Raw genomic sequence first — 20623 nt, forward strand, 5'->3', positions numbered from 1 at the left:
ATACCCCCCTGGGTGGTGGCGGTGGCCTGACGCATGTCACTCTGTGGCTTGGGATGAATCGTCATCCATGGCCAATTCGGGGAAGGTGGACTGATCTTCATGGCGCAGTGGACCTCGGCCGTGGGGGCCGCGCAGCTCGCCCGGCTCCTCACCTCCCAGCAGGACCGCCCGGCCGGCCCCGGCACCCGCCGTCCCCCCGCCTATCGCGCCCTCGCCGACGGCGTCCGGCTGCTCGTGCTGGAGGGCCGGGTCCCGGTGGCCGCGCGCCTGCCCGCGGAACGCGAACTGGCCCTGGCCCTCTCCGTCAGCCGCACCACCGTGGCGGCGGCCTACGAGGCGCTGCGCGGCGAGGGCTTCCTGGAGTCCCGGCGCGGCGCCGGCAGCTGGACCGCCGTACCGGCCGGCAACCCCATCCCCGCCCGTGGCCTGGAACCCCTGCCGCCCGAGGCCCTGGGTTCGGTGATCGACCTCGGCTGCGCCTCCCTCCCGGCGCCCGAGCCGTGGCTCACCCGGGCCGTGCAGGGCGCCCTGGAGGAACTGCCGCCGTACGCCCACACCCACGGCGACTATCCGGCCGGGCTGCCCGCGCTGCGCTCGATGATCGCCGAGCGGTACACCGCGCGCGGGATCCCCACCATGCCGGAGCAGATCATGGTGACGACCGGCGCGATGGGCGCCATCGACGCCATCTGCCACCTCTTCGCGGGCCGGGGCGAGCGGATCGCCGTGGAGTCCCCGTCCTACGCCAACATCCTCCAGCTGATGCGCGAGGCGGGCGCCCGGCTCGTGCCCGTCGCGATGGCCGAGGGCCTGTCCGGCTGGGACCTGGACCGCTGGCGCCAGGTTCTGCGCGAGGCCGCGCCGCGGATCGCCTACGTGGTCGCCGACTTCCACAACCCCACCGGGGCGCTCGCCGACGAGGACCAGCGGCGCCGGCTGGTGGACGCGGCCCGCTCGGCCGGCACGGTGCTCGTCGCCGACGAGACGATGAGCGAGCTGTGGCTCGACGAGGACGTCCGGGACGCCGGCATGCCCCGTCCGGTGTGCGGCTTCGATCCGGCCGGCTCCACGGTGATCACGGTCGGCTCGGCCAGCAAGGCGTTCTGGGCGGGGATGCGGATCGGCTGGGTGCGGGCGGCGCCGGACGTCATCCGCAGCCTGGTCGCCGCCCGGGCCTACGCCGACCTGGGCACGCCGGTGCTGGAGCAGCTGGCCGTGAACTGGCTCTTCAGCACCGGGGGCTGGGAGCAGGCGGTCGAGGTGCGCCGCGCGCAGGCCCGGGAGAACCGGGACGCCCTGGTGGCCGCGGTGCGCCGCGAACTGCCCGACTGGGAGTTCGAGGTGCCCCGGGGTGGCCTGACACTGTGGGTGCGCGCCGGCGGGCTCTCCGGTTCCCGCCTCGCGGAAGCGGGCGAACGGACCGGCGTGCGTGTCCCGTCCGGCCCTCGCTTCGGCGTCGACGGCGCGTTCGAGGGCTATGTCCGGCTTCCGTTCACGGTCGGGGGAGCGGTGGCGGACGAGGCGGCGGTACGGCTCGCTGCCGCGGCTCGGCTGGTGGAGTCGGGGGCGACGGGGGCGGGCGAGGCACCGAGGACGTTCGTGGCGTAGGCCGGGCCGGTTCGGGAGGCCTGGCCCGGTTCGGGGGCCCTGGGCGCGTGTTCGGCTGCGCGTCCGTCGTGGCCGTCGCGCGGTTCCCCGCGCCCCCGGGGAACCGCAGTGCCGTCCCAGGGTGCTACGAAGGCTCCGCCGCCAGGGCCTCCGCAGGGACCGGTGTCTTCTCCGCCGTCGGTTTCGACAGAACCGTCGGCTCCTCCTCCACGGCGGTGCTCCGTGGCGGCAGCAACTCCAGTACCGCCTGCCGGTCGGCGTCACTCGTGGCGTCGTCGTACGGATCCGGCGTACGGGGCACCTGAAGCCGGTGCACCGGACCGGACCCCAGCCGGGCGTACCCCCGCCCGGGTGGCACGTGCGCCGTCGACGTCGTGTGCGGCGGCGCCCCCAGCACCGCCTCCACCTGCTCCGGCGCGGCGGACCCGAGCACGACACGCGCGCGCGTGTGCTGCCGTACCGCGTCGGTCAGCGCCTCCGCGCTGTCGAACTGCTCGGCCACGACCACCGTCACGTTCGCCGCGCGGCCGTGCCGCAACGGCACCTGGAGCAGCACCTGCGGATCCTTGCGGCCGTCCGCCGCGGCGAGGTGCGCGAAGACGCTCGGGCGGTCCAGCAGGATCCACAGCGGGCGCCGGGTGTCCGGGGGCGGCGGGTCGCCCGCCTGGCGCGCCAGGTTGATCGCGATGAGCCGCCGCTCGGTCTCCTGCGCGGCCCACTCCAGGCTGGCCAGTGCCCCGGGCAGCGCGCACTCCACGGCCAGGACGCCGCTGCGTCCGGTCAGGCAGGCGTACTCGCCGGTGCCGCCGCCGTCGACGATCAGCACATCGCCGTACTGGAGGGCCTGCAGGGCGACGGAGCGCAGCAGGGTGGACGTGCCGCTGCCGGGGTGGCCCATGGCCAGCAGGTGCGGCTCGGTGGAGCGGATGCCGGTGCGCCAGACGACCGGCGGGACGTCGACCCGTTCCTCTCCGTAGGAGAGGGGGAGCGTGCGCTGGACCTCGCTGGGGTCGGTGAAGCCGAGGACGGTCTCGCCGGGCGCGGTGACGAAGCGCTGGGCGGGGATGTCGGCGGGCAGCGGGGGGAGGGCGGTGACGGTGAGCTGGTTGCCCTCCTCGTCCCACGCGAAGCGGTACTCGCGGCTGCGCCCGGCCTTCGCGGTGAGCAGCTGCTCGATCCGCGCGCGGGCCGTGGACTCGCCGTCCGGGAAGTAGGCGGGGTAGCGGATCACGAGGTGGCCGATGCGCCCGGTGTCGTCGAACTCGTGGGCGGCGTAGGCCTTCTCCCACTCCCCGCCGTGCGCGTACAGCGGCGCGGGGTCCTCGGGGCTGGAGAAGTACGGCACCAGGGCCTCGTACAGCGCCTGGAGCCGCTCGGACTGGGACACGTCGGGTCCCTCGGGCGCCGACGGGGTGCGGTCGCGGCCGTGCCAGGCCGCTGCCGCCATCACGGCGATGACGGCGAGCAGCGGCCCGTACGGCATCAGGGCCACGATCAGGACCACGGAAGTCACGAAGAACAGCAGCGGCCCGCGCTTGTCCTTGGGCGTGTCCGCCCACCTGCGCCGGCCGGCCGAGGCCAGCAGGCGCAGCCCGCGCGTGACGGTGATCAGCGGGTGGAGGACGTCGGTGGCGCTGTCGGCCGCCGTCCGGGCCAGGTCCCTGCTCCGGGCGATCTGCGTCCGGGCGATCTGGGCGCTGTCCTTGCTCAGAATGCGGGGGAGAGGGCGCCGGGCCACTGCTGTCTCCTCATGGTGCGTGCGGGCGGGACTGGCGGGGTCAGAACTTGATGCCGCCCAGGAGGCTGGCCAGGCTCTCTCCTCCGGCTTTGATGCTCGGGGCGATGCCTGTGGTCGACAGGTAGAAACCGAAGAGGGCCGACACCGTGGCGTGCGAGCCCTTCAGCCCGTCCTTGCGGAAGAACAGGAAGACGACGATGCCGAGCAGCAGCACGCCTGAGAGGGAGAGGATCATTTGGGGCCTCCTGGTGTCGATGGTGGGGGACAGTCACCATGAGTTCTTCCAGGATCACAGGATGTATCCATACGATTAAAGGTGCAACTGGGTGAAAAACGGTGGATTTACCCCACGCGGATGAGTGTGTCGGGACCCCGATCGACCAGGCCTGTTGCCGGTGCGGTGCCCCGGCGGGCGTTGCTGCTGATCTTTACCTCGGGCAGATCGGGTCATGTGCCCCGCGAGCCAGTACGCTGGCGATTCACTCGTACGAAGCAGTCCCCGAATCAGCATGGAGAGGCGGTCCGGCCGATGAGTGACGTTCCCGACCCCGAGGTCGTGGAGCTGGCGACCAAGATCTTCGATCTGGCCCGACGGGGGCAGACCGAGGCGCTCGTGGCGTATGTCGACGCGGGCGTTCCGGCCAACCTCACCAACGACCGCGGCGACTCCCTGGTGATGCTCGCCGCCTACCACGGTCACGCCGACGCGGTGCGCGCGCTGCTCGCCCGCGGCGCGGCGGCGGATCAGGTCAACGACCGGGGTCAGACCCCGCTCGCGGGTGCCGTCTTCAAGGGTGAGACGGACGTCATCAAGGCCCTCCTGGAGGGCGGAGCCGATCCTTCCGCAGGCACGCCGTCGGCCGTCGACACGGCCCGGATGTTCGGCAAGACAGAGCTTCTGGAACTGTTCGGCGTCCACTGACGTCGACGCGCTGACCAGGTACGACACGGAAAACGGGGGAGGCGGTACAGGGCCGCCGGAAATACGGTCGCGGCAGCACACACCGCGGGTCATCATGACGTCGTGATGCACGGACGCGATGGCCGGGCAGGTGTTGCCGCACCGCGCGGGCCGTGATGCGGTCCGCATGGGCCACCGACGAGAGGCAGAGAGAAATGGTCTACAGCAAGCAAGAGACGGCGGGCGCTCCGACGTTGTGTCACGCGGCCAGGTAATGCGTGTTCCCCGGTTGCGTCGACGCTTGATGTGAGGCTGTTTCCCATGTTCGATCCGGTCATAGCGCCCAGCGGTACGCTGCTCGGCCTGCTCCAGCGCGGCCGTGGTGACGGCACGCTGCACGCGCTCACGGCCCCGCGCGCCGAAGCGCTCGCGGCCCTGAACCACTGTGTGCTGCGCGACCCCCGCCACGACTGGCAGCTGGAGAACCGCTCCCTGTATTACGCCCGGCTCTACCTCGACCTGAACGGCGAGCTGGACGCCGTGCGGGCGCACCTCTTCGACCCCGAGGACGTCGTCGACACCGACGAGTCCCGCACCGGCCTGGCCCTGGCCGTCCTCGGCCACCTCGCCTCCTACGGCAGGCGGGACGCCCTGGAACTGCTGCGCAGGTACGCCGCGCACGGCTCCAACTGGGCCTGGGCCCTGGACGAGCTGGCCCTCAGGGACGACGACGCGGGCCTGCGCGCCCTCGCCGCCCCCGTCCTGGCCCGCTTCGCCACCGATCCCGAGGGTGAGGCCGAGCTGGCCGCCGCCGTACGCGACGCCTTCGAGCCACGGCCCTGGCGGTTGTGGGCCGAGGATCCGCGCGCCTCGATCGCCACGCGGGTGCGTGCCGCCCAGGAGGCCGGCTGTTTCGACCGCTGGCAGCGGCAGATGCGGCCCACCGGCCCCCGCCCCGACTGGAGCGTCCGCGCCGTCTTCGAGTGGGCCCAGCAGGGACTGGAGCGCGGCGCGGCCCTCCATGTGCCCGCCGCCCGCTGCCTGGTCGCCGTGGCCGGCCCGGAGGACCGGCCCGAGATCCTCCAGGCCGCCCGGACCGGCACCGACGGAGCCCGCTGCACCGCACTGCGCTACCTCGCCGACAGCAACGACCGTGACGCGCTCGACCTGATCGAGGCCGCCGTCGTCGACGGGACGGCACCCGTCGTGGAGGCCGCCGTCGACGCCTTCGAACGGATGCGCAGCATCGCCGCCGTCGACCGCGCGCGCGGCTGGGCCCAGCGCCCCGACGCGCTCGGCGCCGCCGCCGGACGCATGCTCGCCTGCCGCGGCGGCGCACAGGACCGCGACCTCGTCCTCGGCGCCCTCCGCGAGGCCGTACGAGGCGAGGGGCCGGACGCGCCCACCCTGTGGACCCTCGTGGACGGCGCCGGACGCCTCGGTATCGCCTGCGCCGCACCGGTCCTGCGCCATGTCTACCGCGAGACGGCCTCCTCCCATCTCCGCGGCCGTGCCGCCCGCGCGCTGGCCGCCACCGATCCCACGTTCGCCACCGGCTTCGCCGTCGAATGCCTGTGGGACTGCGAGGAGACCACCCGCGAACTCGCCGCCCGGCACGCCGAGACCGGCGACGCCCGGGTCGTGGAGCGCCTGCGCCGCCTGGCCGCCGATCCGGCCGAGGAGGCCGAGGTGCAGACCGCGGTACGCAGCCGCTTCGGACCGGACGCGACGCTCGGCTGAGGCGCGTCCGCAGTCCCCCACCCGTGCATCTGCCCCGGCGGACGAGCGCCCGCCGGGTGAACACCGGATGACCCGCGGGTCAGGCGGCCATGACGGCCGCCTGACCGCTCGGGTGCGCAGTCCGACGCTCATGGGACGTTCCCCGCGGTGAAGGATCGAAGTGGACGCGGGCACGTCCAGCGCGGCGACAACACCCGTATGCGTGCCGTCATCGTGACCAATCCTTTCCCCCGATGCGAACGGCGTGGCCCACTGCGCGCACCAGACCGGCACCTCGTAGATCGCGGTCACCCCCCCCCGCTCGTCGTCGCCCCCGCTCCCGCGCCCGGCAGCGGCCCGGACACGGACGCCCGTGCCCGGTCGCCCGTTCCCCGCGCAGACCGGCGCGGCGGGCCTGTGGTGGCCGGCCACGGCGGGGACCGGCTGGGTGCTCGGCGCTGCGACGACCTGCTTGCCGCGGCTGCTGCGCCCGGCCGCCGGCGAACTGCACCACCGCGCCCGGGGCACCGGTACCCGCCTGGACCTCGCGCATCGGCAGCGGTGCCGGCAGCCCTGCCGGCGGCCCCGGCCGAGGAGGCGGCGGCTCGGTGGTGCGGCAACGAGAGGGGCGGGGCGGTCTTGGCGGAGGGGCGGTCGAGGCGGTGGGCCTCGGGGCGACGGGGGCCGTGGACACGGTTGCCTCTGCTGGGCCGTTCGGCCAGTTGAGCTGGGCGGAGTTGGTCCGGTGAGATTCGGCGCGTGGGCGGTGGGGCTGTTTCCACCGGGTGGGCTCAGTGGCGCCGGCACCGACGAACGCGCGGCAGCGCTGTCCGTCGGCGCCGCCGGGGCATCGAGGCAGTGGGGGGGGCTGCCGGGCCTGAGGTGAGGGGGCGGGGTGGTCGGGGACGGTCACGCATGGCGAGGCGGCCCGGGCCATCGGGGCCGTCTCAGCCGGTGACGCTCAGCGGCGTCGTACCGGTACGAACCGGACCGGGGTGCCCGGGAGGGCCTGGGCGGCGGCCGGGAGGTCGGCGGTGCGGACCACCGCGATCACCGGGTAGCCGCCGGTGGTCGGGTGGTCCGCGAGGAAGACCACCGGGCGCCCGTCCGGCGGCACCTGCACCGCGCCCAGAACCATGCCCTCGCTGGGGAGTTCACCGGGCCGGGCCCGCTCCAGCCCGGGACCCTCGGTGCGCAGGCCGATGCGGTTGCTCGCCGCGGAGACCCGGTACGCGCGCGTGGTGAGATCCCGGACCGCCCGCGCAGTGAACCAGTCGTCGCGCGGGCCCAGCGTCACCCGGAGCACGAGTTCGGCCGGCGGACGCGGCTGCGGCGCGCCGTCCACGCGTGCGGGAGGACCGGCCGGGGCGCCCAGCGGCAGCACCGTGCCGTCCGTGAGCGGGGCCGGACCGAGGCCGGACAGCAGGTCCGTGGCGCGGCTGCCGAGGACCGGCTCCACGGCGACGCCGCCGGCGACCGCGACGTAGCTGCGTACGCCGGCCGTGGCCGCGCCCACCTCCAGCAGTTCGCCCGCCGGTACCACGACCGGGGCACCGCACGCGGCCGGGCGACCGCCCACGGCCACCGGGCACGGCGCGCCGCCGACCGCGACGGTCACCGTCGAACGCGGGCGCAGCGCACAGCCGTTGAGGGTGGTCTCCAGGACGGCGGCGTCCGGCGGATTGCCGACGAGCCGGTTCACCAGCGCCGCCGCGATCGGGTCGAGCGCTCCGGAGCGGGGCACGCCGAGGTGCGCGTAGCCCGGCCGTCCGCGGTCCTGCACAGTGGTCAGCGCCCCGGCGCGCACGACGACGAGCGCACGGTCGGTCATGGGGCCTCCCAGGCCACGGGCCGGGCCGGCACGAGGCACGCGCGCGCGTGGGCTGCCGTCCGCTGCCCGTTCACGCGGGTCTCCCGGGCGCGCACCGCCACCGGCACGGCCGTTTCCCTGCTGCGTACCACCCGTGCCGGTACGGCCGTTTCCCTGCTGCGTACCGCTACCGGTACGGCCCTCCACCCCCCGCTCATACGCCACCCACCGGAACGAACCGCACCCGCGTCCCCGGCTCCAGCAGTGCCGCCGGGACGCGGGTCGGGTCCCACAGCACCGTGTCCGTCGTGCCGATCAGTTGCCAGCCGCCGGGGGAGGAGCGAGGGTAGACGCCGGTGTACGGGCCGGCGAGGGCCACGGCGCCGGCCGGAACCGCCGTGCGCGGGGTGGCGCGGCGCGGGACGTGGTAACGCTCCGGGAGCCCGGTGAGATAGCCGAAGCCGGGGGCGAAGCCACAGAAGGCCACCGTGAACTCGGTGCCGGCGTGGACGCGGGCCACCTCCCGTTCCGGCACCTGCCAGTGCGCGGCGACGGCCGCCAGGTCCGGTCCCTCGTACCGCACGGGCAGTTCGATCAGCTCGCGCGCGCGGGGAGGCACCTCCGGCACCCGCGCGCCGGTCAGTTCCGCCGCCCAGCGGGCCGGCTCGGCCAGCCCGTCGAGCAGCACCGTACGGGCCGCCGGGACGATCTCGCGCACGGTGAGCGCGCCCTCCGCGCGGCGCCGCAGCAGCTCCGCGTGCAGAGCCTGCGCCTCCGTACCGGAGGACACCTCGACGAGCAGCGCGTCGTCGCCGACGCGAAGCGCCCTCACGCGAACGCCTCCACCCGCACGCCCGCCGCCACCAGCCGCTCGCGCACCCGCCGGGCCAGGCCGACCGCGCCCGGCGTGTCGCCGTGCAGGCACAGCGACCGGGCGCGCACCTGGATCAGCGCGCCGGAGTGCGCGATGACCGCGCCGGAGCGCGCGAGGCGCACGGAGCGCTCCACGACGGCGTCCGGGTCGGTCACCACGGCACCCTCGTGGCCGCGCGGCACCAGCGTGCCCTCGTCGGTGTACGCGCGGTCCGCGAAGGCCTCCGTGACGGCCGGAAGACCCGCCTCGGCCGCCAACTCCAGGAACCGCGATCCGGGCAGGCCCAGCACCGGCAGCGAGGCGTCCGCCAGGCGCACGCCCTCGATCACCGCGCGCGCCTGTTCCTCGTCGTGCACGACCCGGTTGTAGAGCGCGCCGTGCGGTTTGACGTACGCCACGCGCGCCCCCGCCGCCCGCGCGAACACCTCCAAGGCGCCGATCTGGTAGGCCACTTCGGCCGCCAGCTCGGCGGGCGGCACATCCATCGCGCGCCGCCCGAAACCGGCCAGGTCCCGGTAGGAGACCTGAGCGCCGATCGTCACCCCGCGCTCGGCCGCCCGTTCGCACACCCGGCGCATGGTGGCCGCGTCCCCGGCGTGGAAGCCGCAGGCCACGTTGGCGCTGGTGACGACGGACAGCAGCTGTTCGTCGTCGGTCAGCCGCCAGCGGCCGAAGCCCTCGCCCAGGTCGGCGTTCAGATCGATCGCGGTCATGGTGTTCTCGCGTCTCCGGTTCTCGTGCGGGGTTTCTCGGTGCGTGCTGCTCGGCTCAGCGCGTGGTGTCCGGCCGACCGGGCTCAGTCGACGCCCACCAGCCGGTACTGCTCGTCCCGTGCGTCGGTCAGGAACATCTGGCCCGGCGCGTGGGTGATCGCGAACGGCGGCCGGGAGGCCGTCACGGCCGCCTGCGGGGTCACCCCGCAGGCCCAGAACACCGGGATGTCGCCGTCGGCGAGGGTCACCGGGTCACCGAAGTCGGGCCGGCCGAGGTCCTCGATGCCGAGGGCGGCCGGGTCGCCGCAGTGCACCGGACCGCCGTGCACGGCCGGCAGCAGGCTGCTCTCCCGGATGGCCGCGCCCAGACGCTCGGGCGGCACCGGCCGCATGGACACCACCATCGGCCCGCGCAGCCGGCCCGCCGCCCGGCAGGCCCGGCTCGTCACGTACATCGGCACGTTCCGGCCCTGCTCGACGTGCCGGATCGGCACGCCCGCGCGGGCCAGCGCCCACTCGAAGGTGAAGCTGCACCCGAGCAGGAACGACACCAGGTCGTCCCGCCAGTACGCGCGCGCGTCCGTGGGTTCGTCCACCAGCTCGCCGTCCTGCCACACCCGGTAGCGCGGCAGATCGGTGCGCAGGTCGGCGCCGTCGGCGAGGACGGTCGTCGGGGATCCGGCGTCCGTGACGTCGAGCACGGGGCACGGCTTGGGGTTGCGCTGGCAGAACAGCAGCATGTCGTAGGCCCAGTCGGCGGGCACCGCGATCAGGTTGGCCTGCGTGTGGCCCGCCGCGACGCCGGCGGTCGGCCCGGCCAGGCCGGCGCGGAAGCGGGCCCGCGCGGTTTTCGGGCTCCACGCGTGCGCGTGCGCGTCGACGGTGGTGACGGGCCGGTCCTCGGTACGGTTCACCCGCGTCACGCCAGCTCCTTCCCGCGCGTCTCCGGCAGCCCGAGCAGCGACAGCGCCGCGAGGCCGTAGCCGATCGCGCCGAAGACCAGCGCGCCGCCGACGCCCCAGCTGTCCGCCAGGAAGCCGACCAGGGTCGGGAACACCGCGCCCACCGCGCGGCCCGTGTTGTACGTGAAGCCCTGCCCGGTGCCGCGTACCGCCGTCGGGTACAGCTCGCTCAAGAAGGAGCCGAAGCCGCTGAAGATGGCCGACATGCAGAAGCCGAGCGGGAAACCGAGCACCAGCAGCAGGGTGTTGGCGCCGTGCGGGATGTTCGCGTACGCCAGGACGCACACCGCCGACAGCAGGGCGAACAGCCAGATGTTGTTCCGCCGGCCGAGCCGGTCGGTGAGGTGGCCGCCGGTCAGGTAGCCGAGGAAGGCGCCGGAGATCAGGAAGGCCAGATAGCCGCCGGTGCCGACGACCGACAGACCGCGGTCGGACTTCAGATACGTCGGCACCCAGGTCGCCAGCGTGTAGTAGCCGCCCTGCACGCCCGTGGAGAGAAGGCTCGCGAACACCGTGGTGCGCAGCAGGCCGGGGGCGCCGTCCCGGCCGGCCGGCCGGAAGATGGCCGCGAACGAGCCCCGGCGCGGGTCCTGTTCGCGGGCCGCCGTCGCCGTGGGGGCGTCGTGCACCGAGCGGCGCAGCCAGACCACGAGCAGCGCCGGCAGCGCGCCGGTCCAGAACATCACCCGCCAGGCCAGGTCGTCGCCGGCGAAGGAGAACACCAGCGTGTAGACGACCGCCGCCAGTCCCCAGCCGACCGCCCAGGAGCTCTGGATCGCGCCGAGCGTACGGCCCCGGTGGCGCGCGCTCGCGTACTCGGCGACCAGGATCGCGCCGACCGCCCACTCGCCGCCGAAGCCGAGGCCCTGGAGGGCGCGGAAGACCAGCAGGGTCTCGTAGGTGGGCGCGAAGCCGCAGGCGACGGTGAAGACGGCGTACGTGATCACTGTGATCATCAGGGCCCGGACGCGGCCCACCCGGTCCGCGATCACGCCGGCGGCGGCGCCGCCGACCGCCGAGACCACCAGCGTGACGGTGGTGAACAGGCCGGTCTGGCCGCTGCTGAGCCCGAAGTACGCCGAGAGCGCCACCATGCTCAGCGGCAGGGTGAAGTAGTCGTACGAATCTAGGGCATATCCGCCGAAAGCACCGGCGAACGCGCGCCGGCCGCGCGGGCCGAGGGCGCGCAACCAGGCGAACGCGCCGTCCTCGGCGGCGTGTTCGGCCGGTCCCGGGCGGACGTCGGTGGAGGGCGCGGACCGGGACGGTGGGGTCGTGCTCATGGGCACCTCGCAGAAGAGGGACGGAGGGTGCTGGGAAGTGAGCCGTGCGGAGCACCGTAGAGGATCGTTCAACGATCCTTCAATACCCGTGTTGTTTCGTTCTGGTGTCTGCGATTGAATTCCGGGCATGGCAGAGGAGCTGACGGGACTGGCCGGCGACCGGGTCCTTCTGGGCCGTACGAGCACCGCGGAGCGGGTTTCGGACATCCTCAGAAGCCGCATCTCCGAGGGCTACTTCCCGCCCGGCACCCGGCTGTCCGAGGACAGCATCGGCGGCGCCCTCGGCGTCTCCCGCAACACTCTGCGCGAGGCGTTCCGGCTGCTCACCCACGAGCGCCTGCTGATCCACGAACTCAACCGGGGCGTGTTCGTCCGGGTCCTGACCGTCGAGGACGTGGAGGACATCTACCGCACGCGCACCCTCGTCGAGTGCGCCGTCGTCCGGGGGCTGGGCGAACCGCCGTACCGGCTGGGCGGGCTGATCTCGGCGGTCGAGGAGGGGCGTACGGCGGCCGCGGAGAATGACTGGAAAGGGCTGGGTACGGCCAACATCCACTTCCACCGGGAACTGGTCGCCCTCGCCGGCAGCGAACGCACCGACGAGCTGATGCGCAGCGTCTTCGCCGAGCTGCGCCTGGCCTTCCACGTCGTGGACGACCCGCGCCGGCTGCACGAGCCGTACCTCGCCCGCAACGCCCGGATCCTGCAGGCGCTCCAGGCCGGCAACCGGCACGGCGCGGAACAGCTGCTGGAGACCTATCTCGAGGACTCCCTGGAACGGGTGGTGGAGGTGTACCGGCGCAGGGTGGGCGAGGAAAGCGCCCCGTAGGGGCGCGGGGAACTGCCCGACCCGCCGGACGGTCCGCGCCCGGACGACGACCCGCAGCCACCTCGGCCGAACCGGCGGAGCCTGTCGTTTGGGCCGATGTCAGACCCAGGACCTAGTCTGTGCACCGTGACTTCGCCAGCATCGACGGACCGTGTTCCGCCCCAGCTCAGCGCGGGGCCGCGCCCGGCTCCGGGCCCGGCCGCCGACGAGGGGCTGGCGCGTCGGCTGCGCGCGCTCGCCTGCACCGCGCCGCTGCACGACCTGGACGCGCGCAAGGCCAATCTGGCCGGCGAGTACTCGGTGTACGGGATGGCCGAGGTGGCGCTCGCCGCCATCGACCTGGTCACGCTGAACATGGACTTCGACACCGGCGCCGACCACGAGCAGATCGTGGCCCGGCTCATCCCGCGCATCGCCGCTCAGGCCCCGGCCCGGCCCGCCGCCGAACACGAGCGCGTGGCCCGCTGGGTACTGGAGAACCTGATCAACGTCGGCAGCGTGGACCGCGGCTTCCGCGCGGTCTACGGCACCTTCGCGCCGGACGGCACGTACGTCCGCCGTGACTACGACTTCAAGCTGATCGAGGAGGTCCCCGGCCCCGGCGGCACGGTCTACCTGCGGACGACGGACGAGGCGGTCAACGTCCTGGTCGGCGCCCTCGACACCGACGTCACCAGCGCCCAGATCGCCGCCGAGGTCAAACTGGAGGTGCTGATCAGCCGCGGCCGGCTCGCCGACGCCCAGCTCGCCGCCGAGCAGGCCCGCTACCGCACGGTCCAGTACTCCGAGACGCTGCGCCGGGCCCTGGACGCCACCCGGCGCAACGTCCGCGCGGTCGACTGGCTCAACGCCGTGCCCGACATGATCGCCGAGGCCCTGGACCACGTGGCCGAGCGCTACCGCCACGAGAACGCGATCCTCACCAACATCCGCAAGGCCCGCGACGAGACCGAGGACCCCGAGCACAAGCGCCGAGCCGCCGAACTGGTCGACATCGTCAAGGACTGCATCCGGCGCCACACCCAGCTCCAGTCGCGTCTGCTGGAGGCGGGCCCGCTGTTCCGCGCCGAACAGGACCGGCAGGCCTTCGCCACCCCGGCGACGACGTCCGGGATAGACCTGTACGGCCACCTCGTCGCCCCCGTCCTGCCGCTGCCCCTGGAGCGGGCGATCCGGGTCACCGACGCCTTCTTCGCGCGCGGCACGGGACTGCGCACGCCGGTGTCCGTCCGGGTCGGGGACCTCGTGGACATACTGCTCACCCCGCCCGTGGAGCGGGAGCACCTGGGCGCGGAGATGCCCGAGCCCGACCTGATCGCGACACCGGACGACAGCCGCTTCAGCGAGGAACAGCTGGCCGCGGCGATGGAACTGCTGGATCTGCCGGCGGACGCCCCGAGGCGACTGTCCGGGCTGCTGGCCGAGGCCCGGCGGAGCGGTGACCCGGACCTCGCCTACCTGGTGGCGCTGCTGGCGGTCCACGCGGCCAGCCCGGCCGTCGGCACCGCCTACCGGCAGGGCGAGGAAAAGCTGCTGTTCGCCGTGGACGACGGGACCGAGCTGGACGATCCCGAGTTCGGCGGGGCGGACCTGATCGTGGGGACCGCGCTGCTCGACGCGGCGGGGATGGCCGCGGACCGGACGGAAGCAGCATGAGTGGACAAGAGCACGACAAGGAGCCGAGCCCGTGACCGAGCACGTCGACCGGAGTGAACCCGAGCCTGCCGCCGGCCCGGCGGGCTCCGCCGTCACCCCCGCCGACGCCGCCGACGCGGCGCGGCTCGTCGCCTTCGGACTCCAGCCCAAGCTGGCGCCCGCCCGCGACCAGGAGTACACCGAACTGCTGCGCCGCTACCGCGACGACCCGGCGTTCGCCCGGCTCGCCGACGCCGTCGCCGCCGGTCTGGGGCTCGTCGTGCTGGAGGTGTCCCCGCGCGCGGGAATGGCCGTGACCGCCGCCGAGGACTCGGTGTTCGCCGTCCGCATGGGGGACTACGCGCGTCGCACCGCCGCCGACTCCGGCGACCGCTTCCTGCACGGGCTCGCCCATCTCGCGGTCGCCGCGCTGGCGTTCCCGCGCCCCGAGGACCTGGCCGACGACTCCTACATCGGCCGGGTCACCGTCAACGGCGTCGACGCCTTCGTCCGGCAGGCCTGCCGCCGCCTGGAGGAGCGCGCCGAGGAACAGGGAGAGAACACCGACCCGGCGACCGACGCGCCCGGCCTGGAAGCGGCCTGGCGGATCTGGGCCAGACGCAGCGCCACCGGCGCCACCAAGGACGCCCGCCGGCCGGCCGCCTCCACCACCGGCATCGTGGCGAAGGCCATGGCCTTCCTCACCGACTCGGGCTTCCTGCAGCGCACCGGCGACGACAACGGCGGCACGTACCGCACCACGGCCCGCTACCAGCTCCAGGTCCGCGACCTGGCCGGCAGCGCCGCCCTGGCCGAACTGGTGGAGCTGGGCATCGTCCCGGTCACCGACGGCACGGCCACCCTGCTGCCCGCCCAGGACACCGACGACCTGGACCTGGTGGCCGACGCCGGACTGCCGTTCCACTCCTGACGCGCTGAAGCTCCCGCAGCTCCAGCCTCACGAACCACCGCACCTTTCACCAGACTTACGAGAGTCCGCCATGTACGAGCTGTCCCGGGTCCGCCTCTACTCCATCGGTCCCGCCGGTGCGCGCTACGCCGACACCGTGCTGGACCTGCGGGGAGTCGGCGAGCCCGTGCCCGACCCGGCGCCCACGCAGGTGGAGTTCTTCGAGGAGGAGCCGTCCGGTCCGCCGCGCCGGCCCGCGCCCGCGGGCGTGCTGTTCCTGGAGAACGGCGGCGGCAAGTCCGTCCTGCTCAAGCTGATCTTCTCGGTGATGCTGCCCGGCCACCGCAATACCCTCGGCGGCGCCAGCTCCGGCGTGCTGCGCAAGTTCCTGCTCGCCGACGACTGCGGCCACGTGGCGCTGGAGTGGCAGCACGTGCTGACCGGCGAGTGCGTGGTCGTCGGCAAGGTCAGCGAGTGGCGCGGCCGGCAGGTCTCCAACGACCCGCGCAAGTTCGCCGAGGCCTGGTACTCCTTCCGGCCCGGCCCCGGCCTCAGCCTGGACAACCTGCCCGTCGCCGAGTCCACCGCCGTACGGCCGCCCGCCGAGGGCACCTCCGGCGCGCACGGCCGCCGCCGCACCATGAAGGGCTTCCGCGACGCCCTCATGGAGGCCGGCAAGGTCTACCCGCACCTGGAGGTGCACTGGGAGGAGATCCACGAGCGCTGGACCGAGCACCTCGGTGACCTCGGCCTCGACCCCGAACTCTTCCGCTACCAGCGCGAGATGAACGCCGACGAGGGCGAGGCGGCCGGCCTCTTCGCGGTCAAGAAGGACTCCGACTTCACCGACCTGCTGCTGCGCGCCGTCACCGACACCCGCGACACCGACGGCCTCGCCGACCTCGTCAGCGGCTTCGGCAACAAGTTGGGCCGGCGCGCCGAGCTGATCGCCGAACGGGACTTCACCGCCGGCTCGGTCGACCTGCTCGGCCGGATCGTGGAGGCCGCCGAGGCGCGGTCACGCGCGCGTGACGTCCACGCGGGCGCCGAGCGCCGCACCCGGACGCTGGCCCGGCGGCTGTCCGCGCGAGCCGTGCGGGAGCGGATCCGGGCGGCCGACCTCGCCCAGCGGGTGACGGCCGCCGCGTACGCCGTCACGCACTGCGAGGGCGCCCGCGAACGCAGCGCCCTCATCGCCGCCGAACTCGCCTACCGGCACGCCTCCCTGGCGCTGGCCGCCGCCGAGAAGTCCGCCGCCGCGCAGAAGCGCGAACTCGCCGACGCCCGCACCCTGCACTCCGCCTGGCAGGCCGCCGAGGCCGTGCTGCGCCACCGGGCCGCCGCCGACCGCGTCACGCGCGTGTCCGCCGCCATCCAGGAGGCCGAACGGGACGCGGCCCCCGCGCTCGCCGCCCGCGCCAAGGCCGCCGTGGACCTCGTACGGGCCCTGCACACCGCCGCCGAGAGCGCCGAGGCCCTCGCCAACGAGGAGGAGGAGCGCTCCGCGGCCCTCCAGGAGGTCAGCGACTCCGCCTACCGGGACTCCACCGCCGCCGCCACCGAGGCGCAGCGGGCCCGCAGCGAGGCCGGGCACCTGCGCCAGCGGCTCGCCGAGGTCGAGCAGGAGACCGCCGAGGCCGTCCGCGCGGGCTGGCTGGACGACAGCGCCCCGGACGCCGACCCGGCGCGTGCCGCGCTCGCCGCCAGCGACGCCGAGAAGACCGCCGTGGCCGCCTGGGACGCGGCCCGCGAGGCCGCCCGCAAGGCCACCGAGCACGCGCGGGAGGCGGCCTCCGCCGAATCCCGCGCGGAGCTGACGGCGGCCCGCGCGGCGGACGCGGCGACCGCCGCCGAACGCGCCCACGAGGCCGAGCGGCGCCTCGCCGAGTCGCTGGCCGCGGAGGAACGGCTCGCGGAGCTGCTGAGCCTGCCGGGCGCGCCGAGCGTGGCACGGGTGCCCGCGCCCCGGACGGAAGAAGCCCACAGCACGCGCGCACCGGCCGCCGACGCCGCCCACAGCGCTCTCACCCCCGAGGAACTCGACCGCTTCGCCGACGAGTTGCGCGAACTCCTCGACGACGCCGTGTCCACCGCCGAACGGCACCTGTTCGACCTGCGGACGGCCGCCGCCGACGACGCCCGCATCCTCGGCGCCCTCGGTGACGGCGGGCTGCTGCCGCCCGGCCCGGACGTGCTGGCCACCGTCGAGTTCCTCGGCGAACACGGCATCCCCGCGCTGCCCGGCTGGCGCTACCTGGCACAGGCCGTCGACCCCGCCGACCACGCGCGCGTGCTCGCCGCCCGCCCCGAACTGGTCGACGGCGTGATCATCACCGACCCGGACACGCACGCGCGTGCCCGCGAAGCCCTCGGTGACGCCGCCCTGCTGCCCCGCTCCGCCGTCGCCGTCGGCACCGCCGCCGCGCTGCTCGCCCCGCCGCCCGCCGCGGGCAGCACCCCCGGTGACGTGTTCCTCGTGCCGCCGAACCCGGCCATGCACGACGAGCACGCGGCCGACGAGGAACGCCAGGCACTGCGCGCGCGGGCCACCGCGCGCGACGAGGAGATCCGCGCCCTCGCCTCCCGCCTCGGCAAGGACCGGGAACTGGCCGCGCGGCTCACCTCCTGGCGCACCGGCTGCCCCGCCGGGCGCCTCGCCGAACTGGCCCGGGCCGCCGAGGAGGCCCGCGCCTTCGCCGAGGAGGCCGAGGCCGAACTCGCCGAGGCACGCACCGTGCGCGCGGAGGCCGACGAGTCCGCCGCCGAGGCCGCCCGGATCCGCGACGAACGGCAGGAGGCCGCGCAGAAGGCCCGGCGCGCCGCCGACGCCCTCGCCGGCCTCGCCTTCCGGCTCCGCGAACGCGCCGGCTGGCAGGCGAGACTGCGTGAACTAGCCGACGAGGCCGCCGAGTCCGAGGCCCGCGCCCAGACCTGCCTGGACCGCGCCCGTGCCGCCGACGAGGACCGCCGCGCCGCCCAGCGCGCCGCCGACGACGCCCGCCGCACCGCGCGCGCCCTGCGCGCCGAACGCTCCGAGATCGCCGGCGCCCCCGACGACGTACCCGTCGCCGACGAGGACGCCCCGAAGGCGTCCCTGCCCGCCCTCCGCGAGGCCTACCGGGCCGCCTCCCAGGTGTACGAGAAGGTCGGCGTCGGCGCCGACCTGCGCGCCGAGCAGGCCCGCGCGGAGAGCGACGAGAGCGCCGCCCGCGCCGAACTGGACCGGCTCAGCAACAAGGTGCGCACCCGCGCCGAGCAACTGCTCCAGTCGCCCGACGGCGCCGACGGTCCCTCCCGGCAGGCCGCCGCCGCACGCGCGGAGGAGCTGGTGCAGCTCCTGGAGACCCGCATGTCGACCGCGAGCGAGCAGCTCGGCCGGCTGCGCGGCGAGGCCGAGCGGCACGCGCCCGAGGACGGCGAGGCGCACACCGAGCTGCCCGAGGAACTCGTCCCGCGCGACGCCGAGCACGCCCAGGCGCTGCTGCGCACCGCCACGGCCGAACTCGCCGCCCGCACCGAGGCCCTGGCCGAGGCCCGTGAGGCGCACGCGGAGCTGCTGGACGCCCACCGCGCCGCCGAGGACGCGGCCGGCGGCTTCGACGAGATCGCCGCCATGCTCCGCGACCTGCTGCGCGAACAGGCCCCCGAGGAGGAGCAGGAGGAGCCGGAGCCGTACCCGGGCACCCTGGAGGAGGCCCGGCACTCCGCCGCCGAGGCCCGCCGTTCGCTGCGGGGCTGCGCCGCCGACCTGTCCGCCGGCGAGGCGGCCGTGCGCGAGGCGAGCGACGTCCTCGTCCGGCACGCCAACTCCACGCGCTACGAGCAGGTCCGCACCCCCGCCCGGCAGCAGATCCGCGAACTGCCCGCCTCCGCGCTGCCCGAGCACGCCCAGAAGTGGGCGGACGCCTTCGCGCCCCGGCTGCGCGTCCTGACCGACGAGCTGGCCCAGCTGGAGCGCAACCGCGACTCGATCGTGGACCGGCTGCGCGGACTCGTGGAGTCGGCGCTCGCCACCCTGCGCTCCGCACAGCGGCTCTCCCGGCTGCCGGAGGGGCTCGGCGAGTGGTCCGGCCAGGAGTTCCTGCGCATCCGCTTCGAGGAGCCCGACCACGCCACCCTCACCGAACGGCTCGGCGAGGTCATCGACGAGGCCACGCGCGCGGCCGTCAGGAAGAACTCCGACCTGCGCCGCGACGGCATGTCCCTGCTGCTGCGCGGCGTCGCGGCGGCCCTGCAGCCGAAGGGAGTGGCCGTCGAGATCCTCAAGCCCGACGCCGTGCTGCGCGCCGAGCGCGTCCCCGTCGGCCAGATGGGCGACGTCTTCTCCGGCGGCCAGCTGCTCACGGCGGCCATCGCCCTGTACTGCACGATGGCAGCGCTGCGCTCGAACGACCGGGGCCGGGACAAGCACCGGCACGCGGGCACGCTGTTCCTGGACAACCCGATCGGCCGCGCCAACGCGACCTATCTGCTCGAACTCCAGCGAGCGGTGTCCGACGCGCTGGGCGTCCAGCTGCTCTACACCACCGGCCTGTTCGACACCACCGCCCTCGCCGAGTTCCCGCTGGTCATCCGCCTCCGCAACGACGCCGACCTCCGGGCGGGCCTGAAGTACATCAGCGTGGAGGAGCACCTCCGGCCCGGGCTGCCCCAGCAGCCCCAGGCCGGAGAGGCGGTGCACAGCGAGATCACGGCGACGAGGATGTACAAGAAACCGGCTTGATCAACAGGTTGACCGACCCATTGATCAAGCATCCTCCTTGAGCAGGTCGGCGCATTTCTCGCCGATCATCATCGTCGTGATGCACGGGTTGACGGCGATCAGGCCGGGCATCACCGAGCCGTCGGCGACCCGCAGCCCCTCGACCTGCGGCCCGGGGTCCGGTGGCCAGGCTTCCGTGCGTCCCGTCATCGGGTTGCCCGGGGCGCGGCGACCAGGTTTCCGGGACTCCAGGGCCCCCGGTGGTCTGACCGCCCGGGTTCCAGCGCCGTCCGTCCGGAGTCAGGAGTGCGACAGCCGCCCCGCGCCGCCGGCCCGGCGTATCCGCCTCTGTTCCCGCAGGACCGCCCGCTCCTGGCGTCGGCGGGCGCGTCGCTCCCGGCGGAGGGACCGGGCCGTGCTGCTCGGCTCGGAGACCACGCCGTACCGCTGGTTCCACACCTGGCGGGTGACCCACACGTCGACCACGGCCCAGGTGGCCACCACCGTGCTGGCCACGCCGCTGATCACCATGGGGAACGCCAGCCACGACCCGGCCAGCGTGCACAGGAACGCCACCATCGCCTGGATCAGCGTGACCGCTATGACGAGGACCGCCCGCACCGCCGCCGTACGCACCGGATCGGGCAACGGGTGCCGGCGCGCGGGCTGCTCGATCCACAACGGGCGGTAGTTCTGCCGCTGTTCGTCACCGCCGGGCTTCCCGGCGCGCTCCGGCCCCGGAATGTCCCGATCCGGCGCCTCCTTGTCCCACCGCGCCTGCGAGCGCTCCGCCACGCTCTCCTCGGGCGCCCCGCGCCGCTCCGCCGTGCCCATCACCGCGTCACTCCCCACCGCCAGCAGACCGCTCGCCCCCGGCATCCGAAGACCCCGACTCCCCAGTGGCTGCCCGGCATGCGCTGTTTTACGCCGCCGGGGTGC

15 protein-coding genes and 1 pseudogene are annotated in these 20623 nt (G+C 74.5%); 7 read left to right on the forward strand and 9 right to left on the reverse strand.

From position 1 onward, the window contains the following. The first annotated feature begins 99 nt into the window (after positions 1-99). Positions 100-1608, forward strand: coding sequence for a PLP-dependent aminotransferase family protein (locus AB0L21_RS35460; RefSeq protein ID WP_365709104.1), 1509 nt, complete (start codon positions 100-102; stop codon positions 1606-1608). A 124-nt stretch (positions 1609-1732) separates the two neighbouring features. Here AB0L21_RS35460 and AB0L21_RS35465 read toward each other — a convergent pair whose 3' ends face one another. Both AB0L21_RS35465 and AB0L21_RS35470 read right to left on the reverse strand, forming a co-directional pair. Next, positions 1733-3346 (reverse strand): hypothetical protein, encoded by a 1614-nt coding sequence (locus AB0L21_RS35465; protein ID WP_365709105.1) that lies wholly within the window; start codon positions 3344-3346, stop codon positions 1733-1735. A 40-nt stretch (positions 3347-3386) separates the two neighbouring features. Continuing rightward, complete coding sequence (locus tag AB0L21_RS35470; RefSeq protein WP_030620070.1) at positions 3387-3581, reverse strand: hypothetical protein; 195 nt, start codon at positions 3579-3581, stop codon at positions 3387-3389. A 294-nt stretch (positions 3582-3875) separates the two neighbouring features. Between AB0L21_RS35470 and AB0L21_RS35475 the strand changes: the two genes are divergently transcribed. Together AB0L21_RS35475 and AB0L21_RS35480 are read left to right on the forward strand one after the other, a co-directional pair. Continuing rightward, positions 3876-4268 carry an ankyrin repeat domain-containing protein gene (locus AB0L21_RS35475; RefSeq protein WP_365709107.1) on the forward strand — a complete coding sequence of 131 codons (393 nt, stop codon included), beginning with the start codon at positions 3876-3878 and terminating at the stop codon, positions 4266-4268. A 300-nt stretch (positions 4269-4568) separates the two neighbouring features. Next, entirely contained in the window at positions 4569-5987 is a 1419-nt protein-coding gene (locus AB0L21_RS35480) for a HEAT repeat domain-containing protein (protein WP_365709109.1), read from the forward strand. Between the two features lie 940 nt (positions 5988-6927). On the opposite strand, the gene AB0L21_RS35485 is transcribed toward AB0L21_RS35480, so the two are convergent. From AB0L21_RS35485 to AB0L21_RS35505, 5 genes are all read right to left on the reverse strand, one after another. Beyond that, the gene (locus AB0L21_RS35485; RefSeq protein ID WP_365788314.1) at positions 6928-7797 is read right to left on the reverse strand and encodes a biotin-dependent carboxyltransferase family protein; all 870 of its coding nucleotides are present in this window, start codon (positions 7795-7797) and stop codon (positions 6928-6930) included. A gap of 193 nt (positions 7798-7990) precedes the next feature. Next, positions 7991-8608 carry a 5-oxoprolinase subunit PxpB gene (gene pxpB, locus AB0L21_RS35490; RefSeq protein ID WP_365709113.1) on the reverse strand — a complete coding sequence of 206 codons (618 nt, stop codon included), beginning with the start codon at positions 8606-8608 and terminating at the stop codon, positions 7991-7993. Further along, complete coding sequence (locus AB0L21_RS35495; RefSeq protein ID WP_365788315.1) at positions 8605-9363, reverse strand: 5-oxoprolinase subunit PxpA; 759 nt, start codon at positions 9361-9363, stop codon at positions 8605-8607. Before AB0L21_RS35495 ends, pxpB begins: the two co-directional genes overlap by 4 nt. An 83-nt stretch (positions 9364-9446) precedes the next feature. After that, the gene (locus AB0L21_RS35500) at positions 9447-10277 is read right to left on the reverse strand and encodes a putative hydro-lyase (protein ID WP_365788322.1); all 831 of its coding nucleotides are present in this window, start codon (positions 10275-10277) and stop codon (positions 9447-9449) included. Positions 10278-10282: 5 nt separating this feature from the next. Next, positions 10283-11608 (reverse strand): MFS transporter, encoded by a 1326-nt coding sequence (locus AB0L21_RS35505; protein WP_365788316.1) that lies wholly within the window; start codon positions 11606-11608, stop codon positions 10283-10285. Positions 11609-11735: 127 nt separating this feature from the next. On the opposite strand from AB0L21_RS35505, the gene AB0L21_RS35510 reads away from it, so the two are divergent. The 4 genes from AB0L21_RS35510 (at position 11736) to AB0L21_RS35525 (ending at position 19705) form a co-directional block, all read left to right on the forward strand. Further along, on the forward strand, positions 11736-12437 hold the full coding sequence (locus AB0L21_RS35510; protein ID WP_365709119.1) for a GntR family transcriptional regulator: 702 nt from the start codon (positions 11736-11738) through the stop codon (positions 12435-12437). Positions 12438-12563: 126 nt separating this feature from the next. Continuing rightward, positions 12564-14093: a hypothetical protein gene (locus AB0L21_RS35515; RefSeq protein WP_365788317.1), complete on the forward strand. Its 1530-nt coding sequence runs from the start codon at positions 12564-12566 to the stop codon at positions 14091-14093. A gap of 31 nt (positions 14094-14124) precedes the next feature. Next, entirely contained in the window at positions 14125-15003 is an 879-nt protein-coding gene (locus AB0L21_RS35520; protein ID WP_365709123.1) for a hypothetical protein, read from the forward strand. A gap of 70 nt (positions 15004-15073) precedes the next feature. Beyond that, the gene (locus AB0L21_RS35525) at positions 15074-19705 is read left to right on the forward strand and encodes a hypothetical protein (RefSeq protein WP_365788318.1); all 4632 of its coding nucleotides are present in this window, start codon (positions 15074-15076) and stop codon (positions 19703-19705) included. Between the two features lie 24 nt (positions 19706-19729). Here the strand turns inward: AB0L21_RS35525 and AB0L21_RS35530 are convergent. Continuing rightward, a pseudogene (locus AB0L21_RS35530) lies at positions 19730-19849 on the reverse strand (GMC oxidoreductase); the annotation flags it as partial. Positions 19850-19984: 135 nt separating this feature from the next. Continuing rightward, entirely contained in the window at positions 19985-20563 is a 579-nt protein-coding gene (locus AB0L21_RS35535; protein ID WP_365709126.1) for a hypothetical protein, read from the reverse strand. Positions 20564-20623: the final 60 nt, after the last annotated feature.

The sequence above is a fragment of the Streptomyces sp. NPDC052721 genome (assembly GCF_040678315.1).
Lineage (GTDB): Bacteria > Actinomycetota > Actinomycetes > Streptomycetales > Streptomycetaceae > Streptomyces.

Bases quoted from the DNA above. Each gene is read 5' to 3' on its own strand.
- AB0L21_RS35460 (WP_365709104.1), top strand. From the start codon at position 100: ATGGCGCAGTGGACCTCGGCCGTGGGGGCCGCGCAGCTCGCCCGGCTC.
- AB0L21_RS35470 (WP_030620070.1), bottom strand. From the start codon at position 3,581: ATGATCCTCTCCCTCTCAGGCGTGCTGCTGCTCGGCATCGTCGTCTTC.
- AB0L21_RS35475 (WP_365709107.1), top strand. From the start codon at position 3,876: ATGAGTGACGTTCCCGACCCCGAGGTCGTGGAGCTGGCGACCAAGATC.
- AB0L21_RS35480 (WP_365709109.1), top strand. From the start codon at position 4,569: ATGTTCGATCCGGTCATAGCGCCCAGCGGTACGCTGCTCGGCCTGCTC.
- AB0L21_RS35485 (WP_365788314.1), bottom strand. From the start codon at position 7,797: ATGACCGACCGTGCGCTCGTCGTCGTGCGCGCCGGGGCGCTGACCACT.
- AB0L21_RS35495 (WP_365788315.1), bottom strand. From the start codon at position 9,363: ATGACCGCGATCGATCTGAACGCCGACCTGGGCGAGGGCTTCGGCCGC.
- AB0L21_RS35505 (WP_365788316.1), bottom strand. From the start codon at position 11,608: ATGAGCACGACCCCACCGTCCCGGTCCGCGCCCTCCACCGACGTCCGC.
- AB0L21_RS35510 (WP_365709119.1), top strand. From the start codon at position 11,736: ATGGCAGAGGAGCTGACGGGACTGGCCGGCGACCGGGTCCTTCTGGGC.
- AB0L21_RS35525 (WP_365788318.1), top strand. From the start codon at position 15,074: ATGTACGAGCTGTCCCGGGTCCGCCTCTACTCCATCGGTCCCGCCGGT.
- AB0L21_RS35535 (WP_365709126.1), bottom strand. From the start codon at position 20,563: ATGCCGGGGGCGAGCGGTCTGCTGGCGGTGGGGAGTGACGCGGTGATG.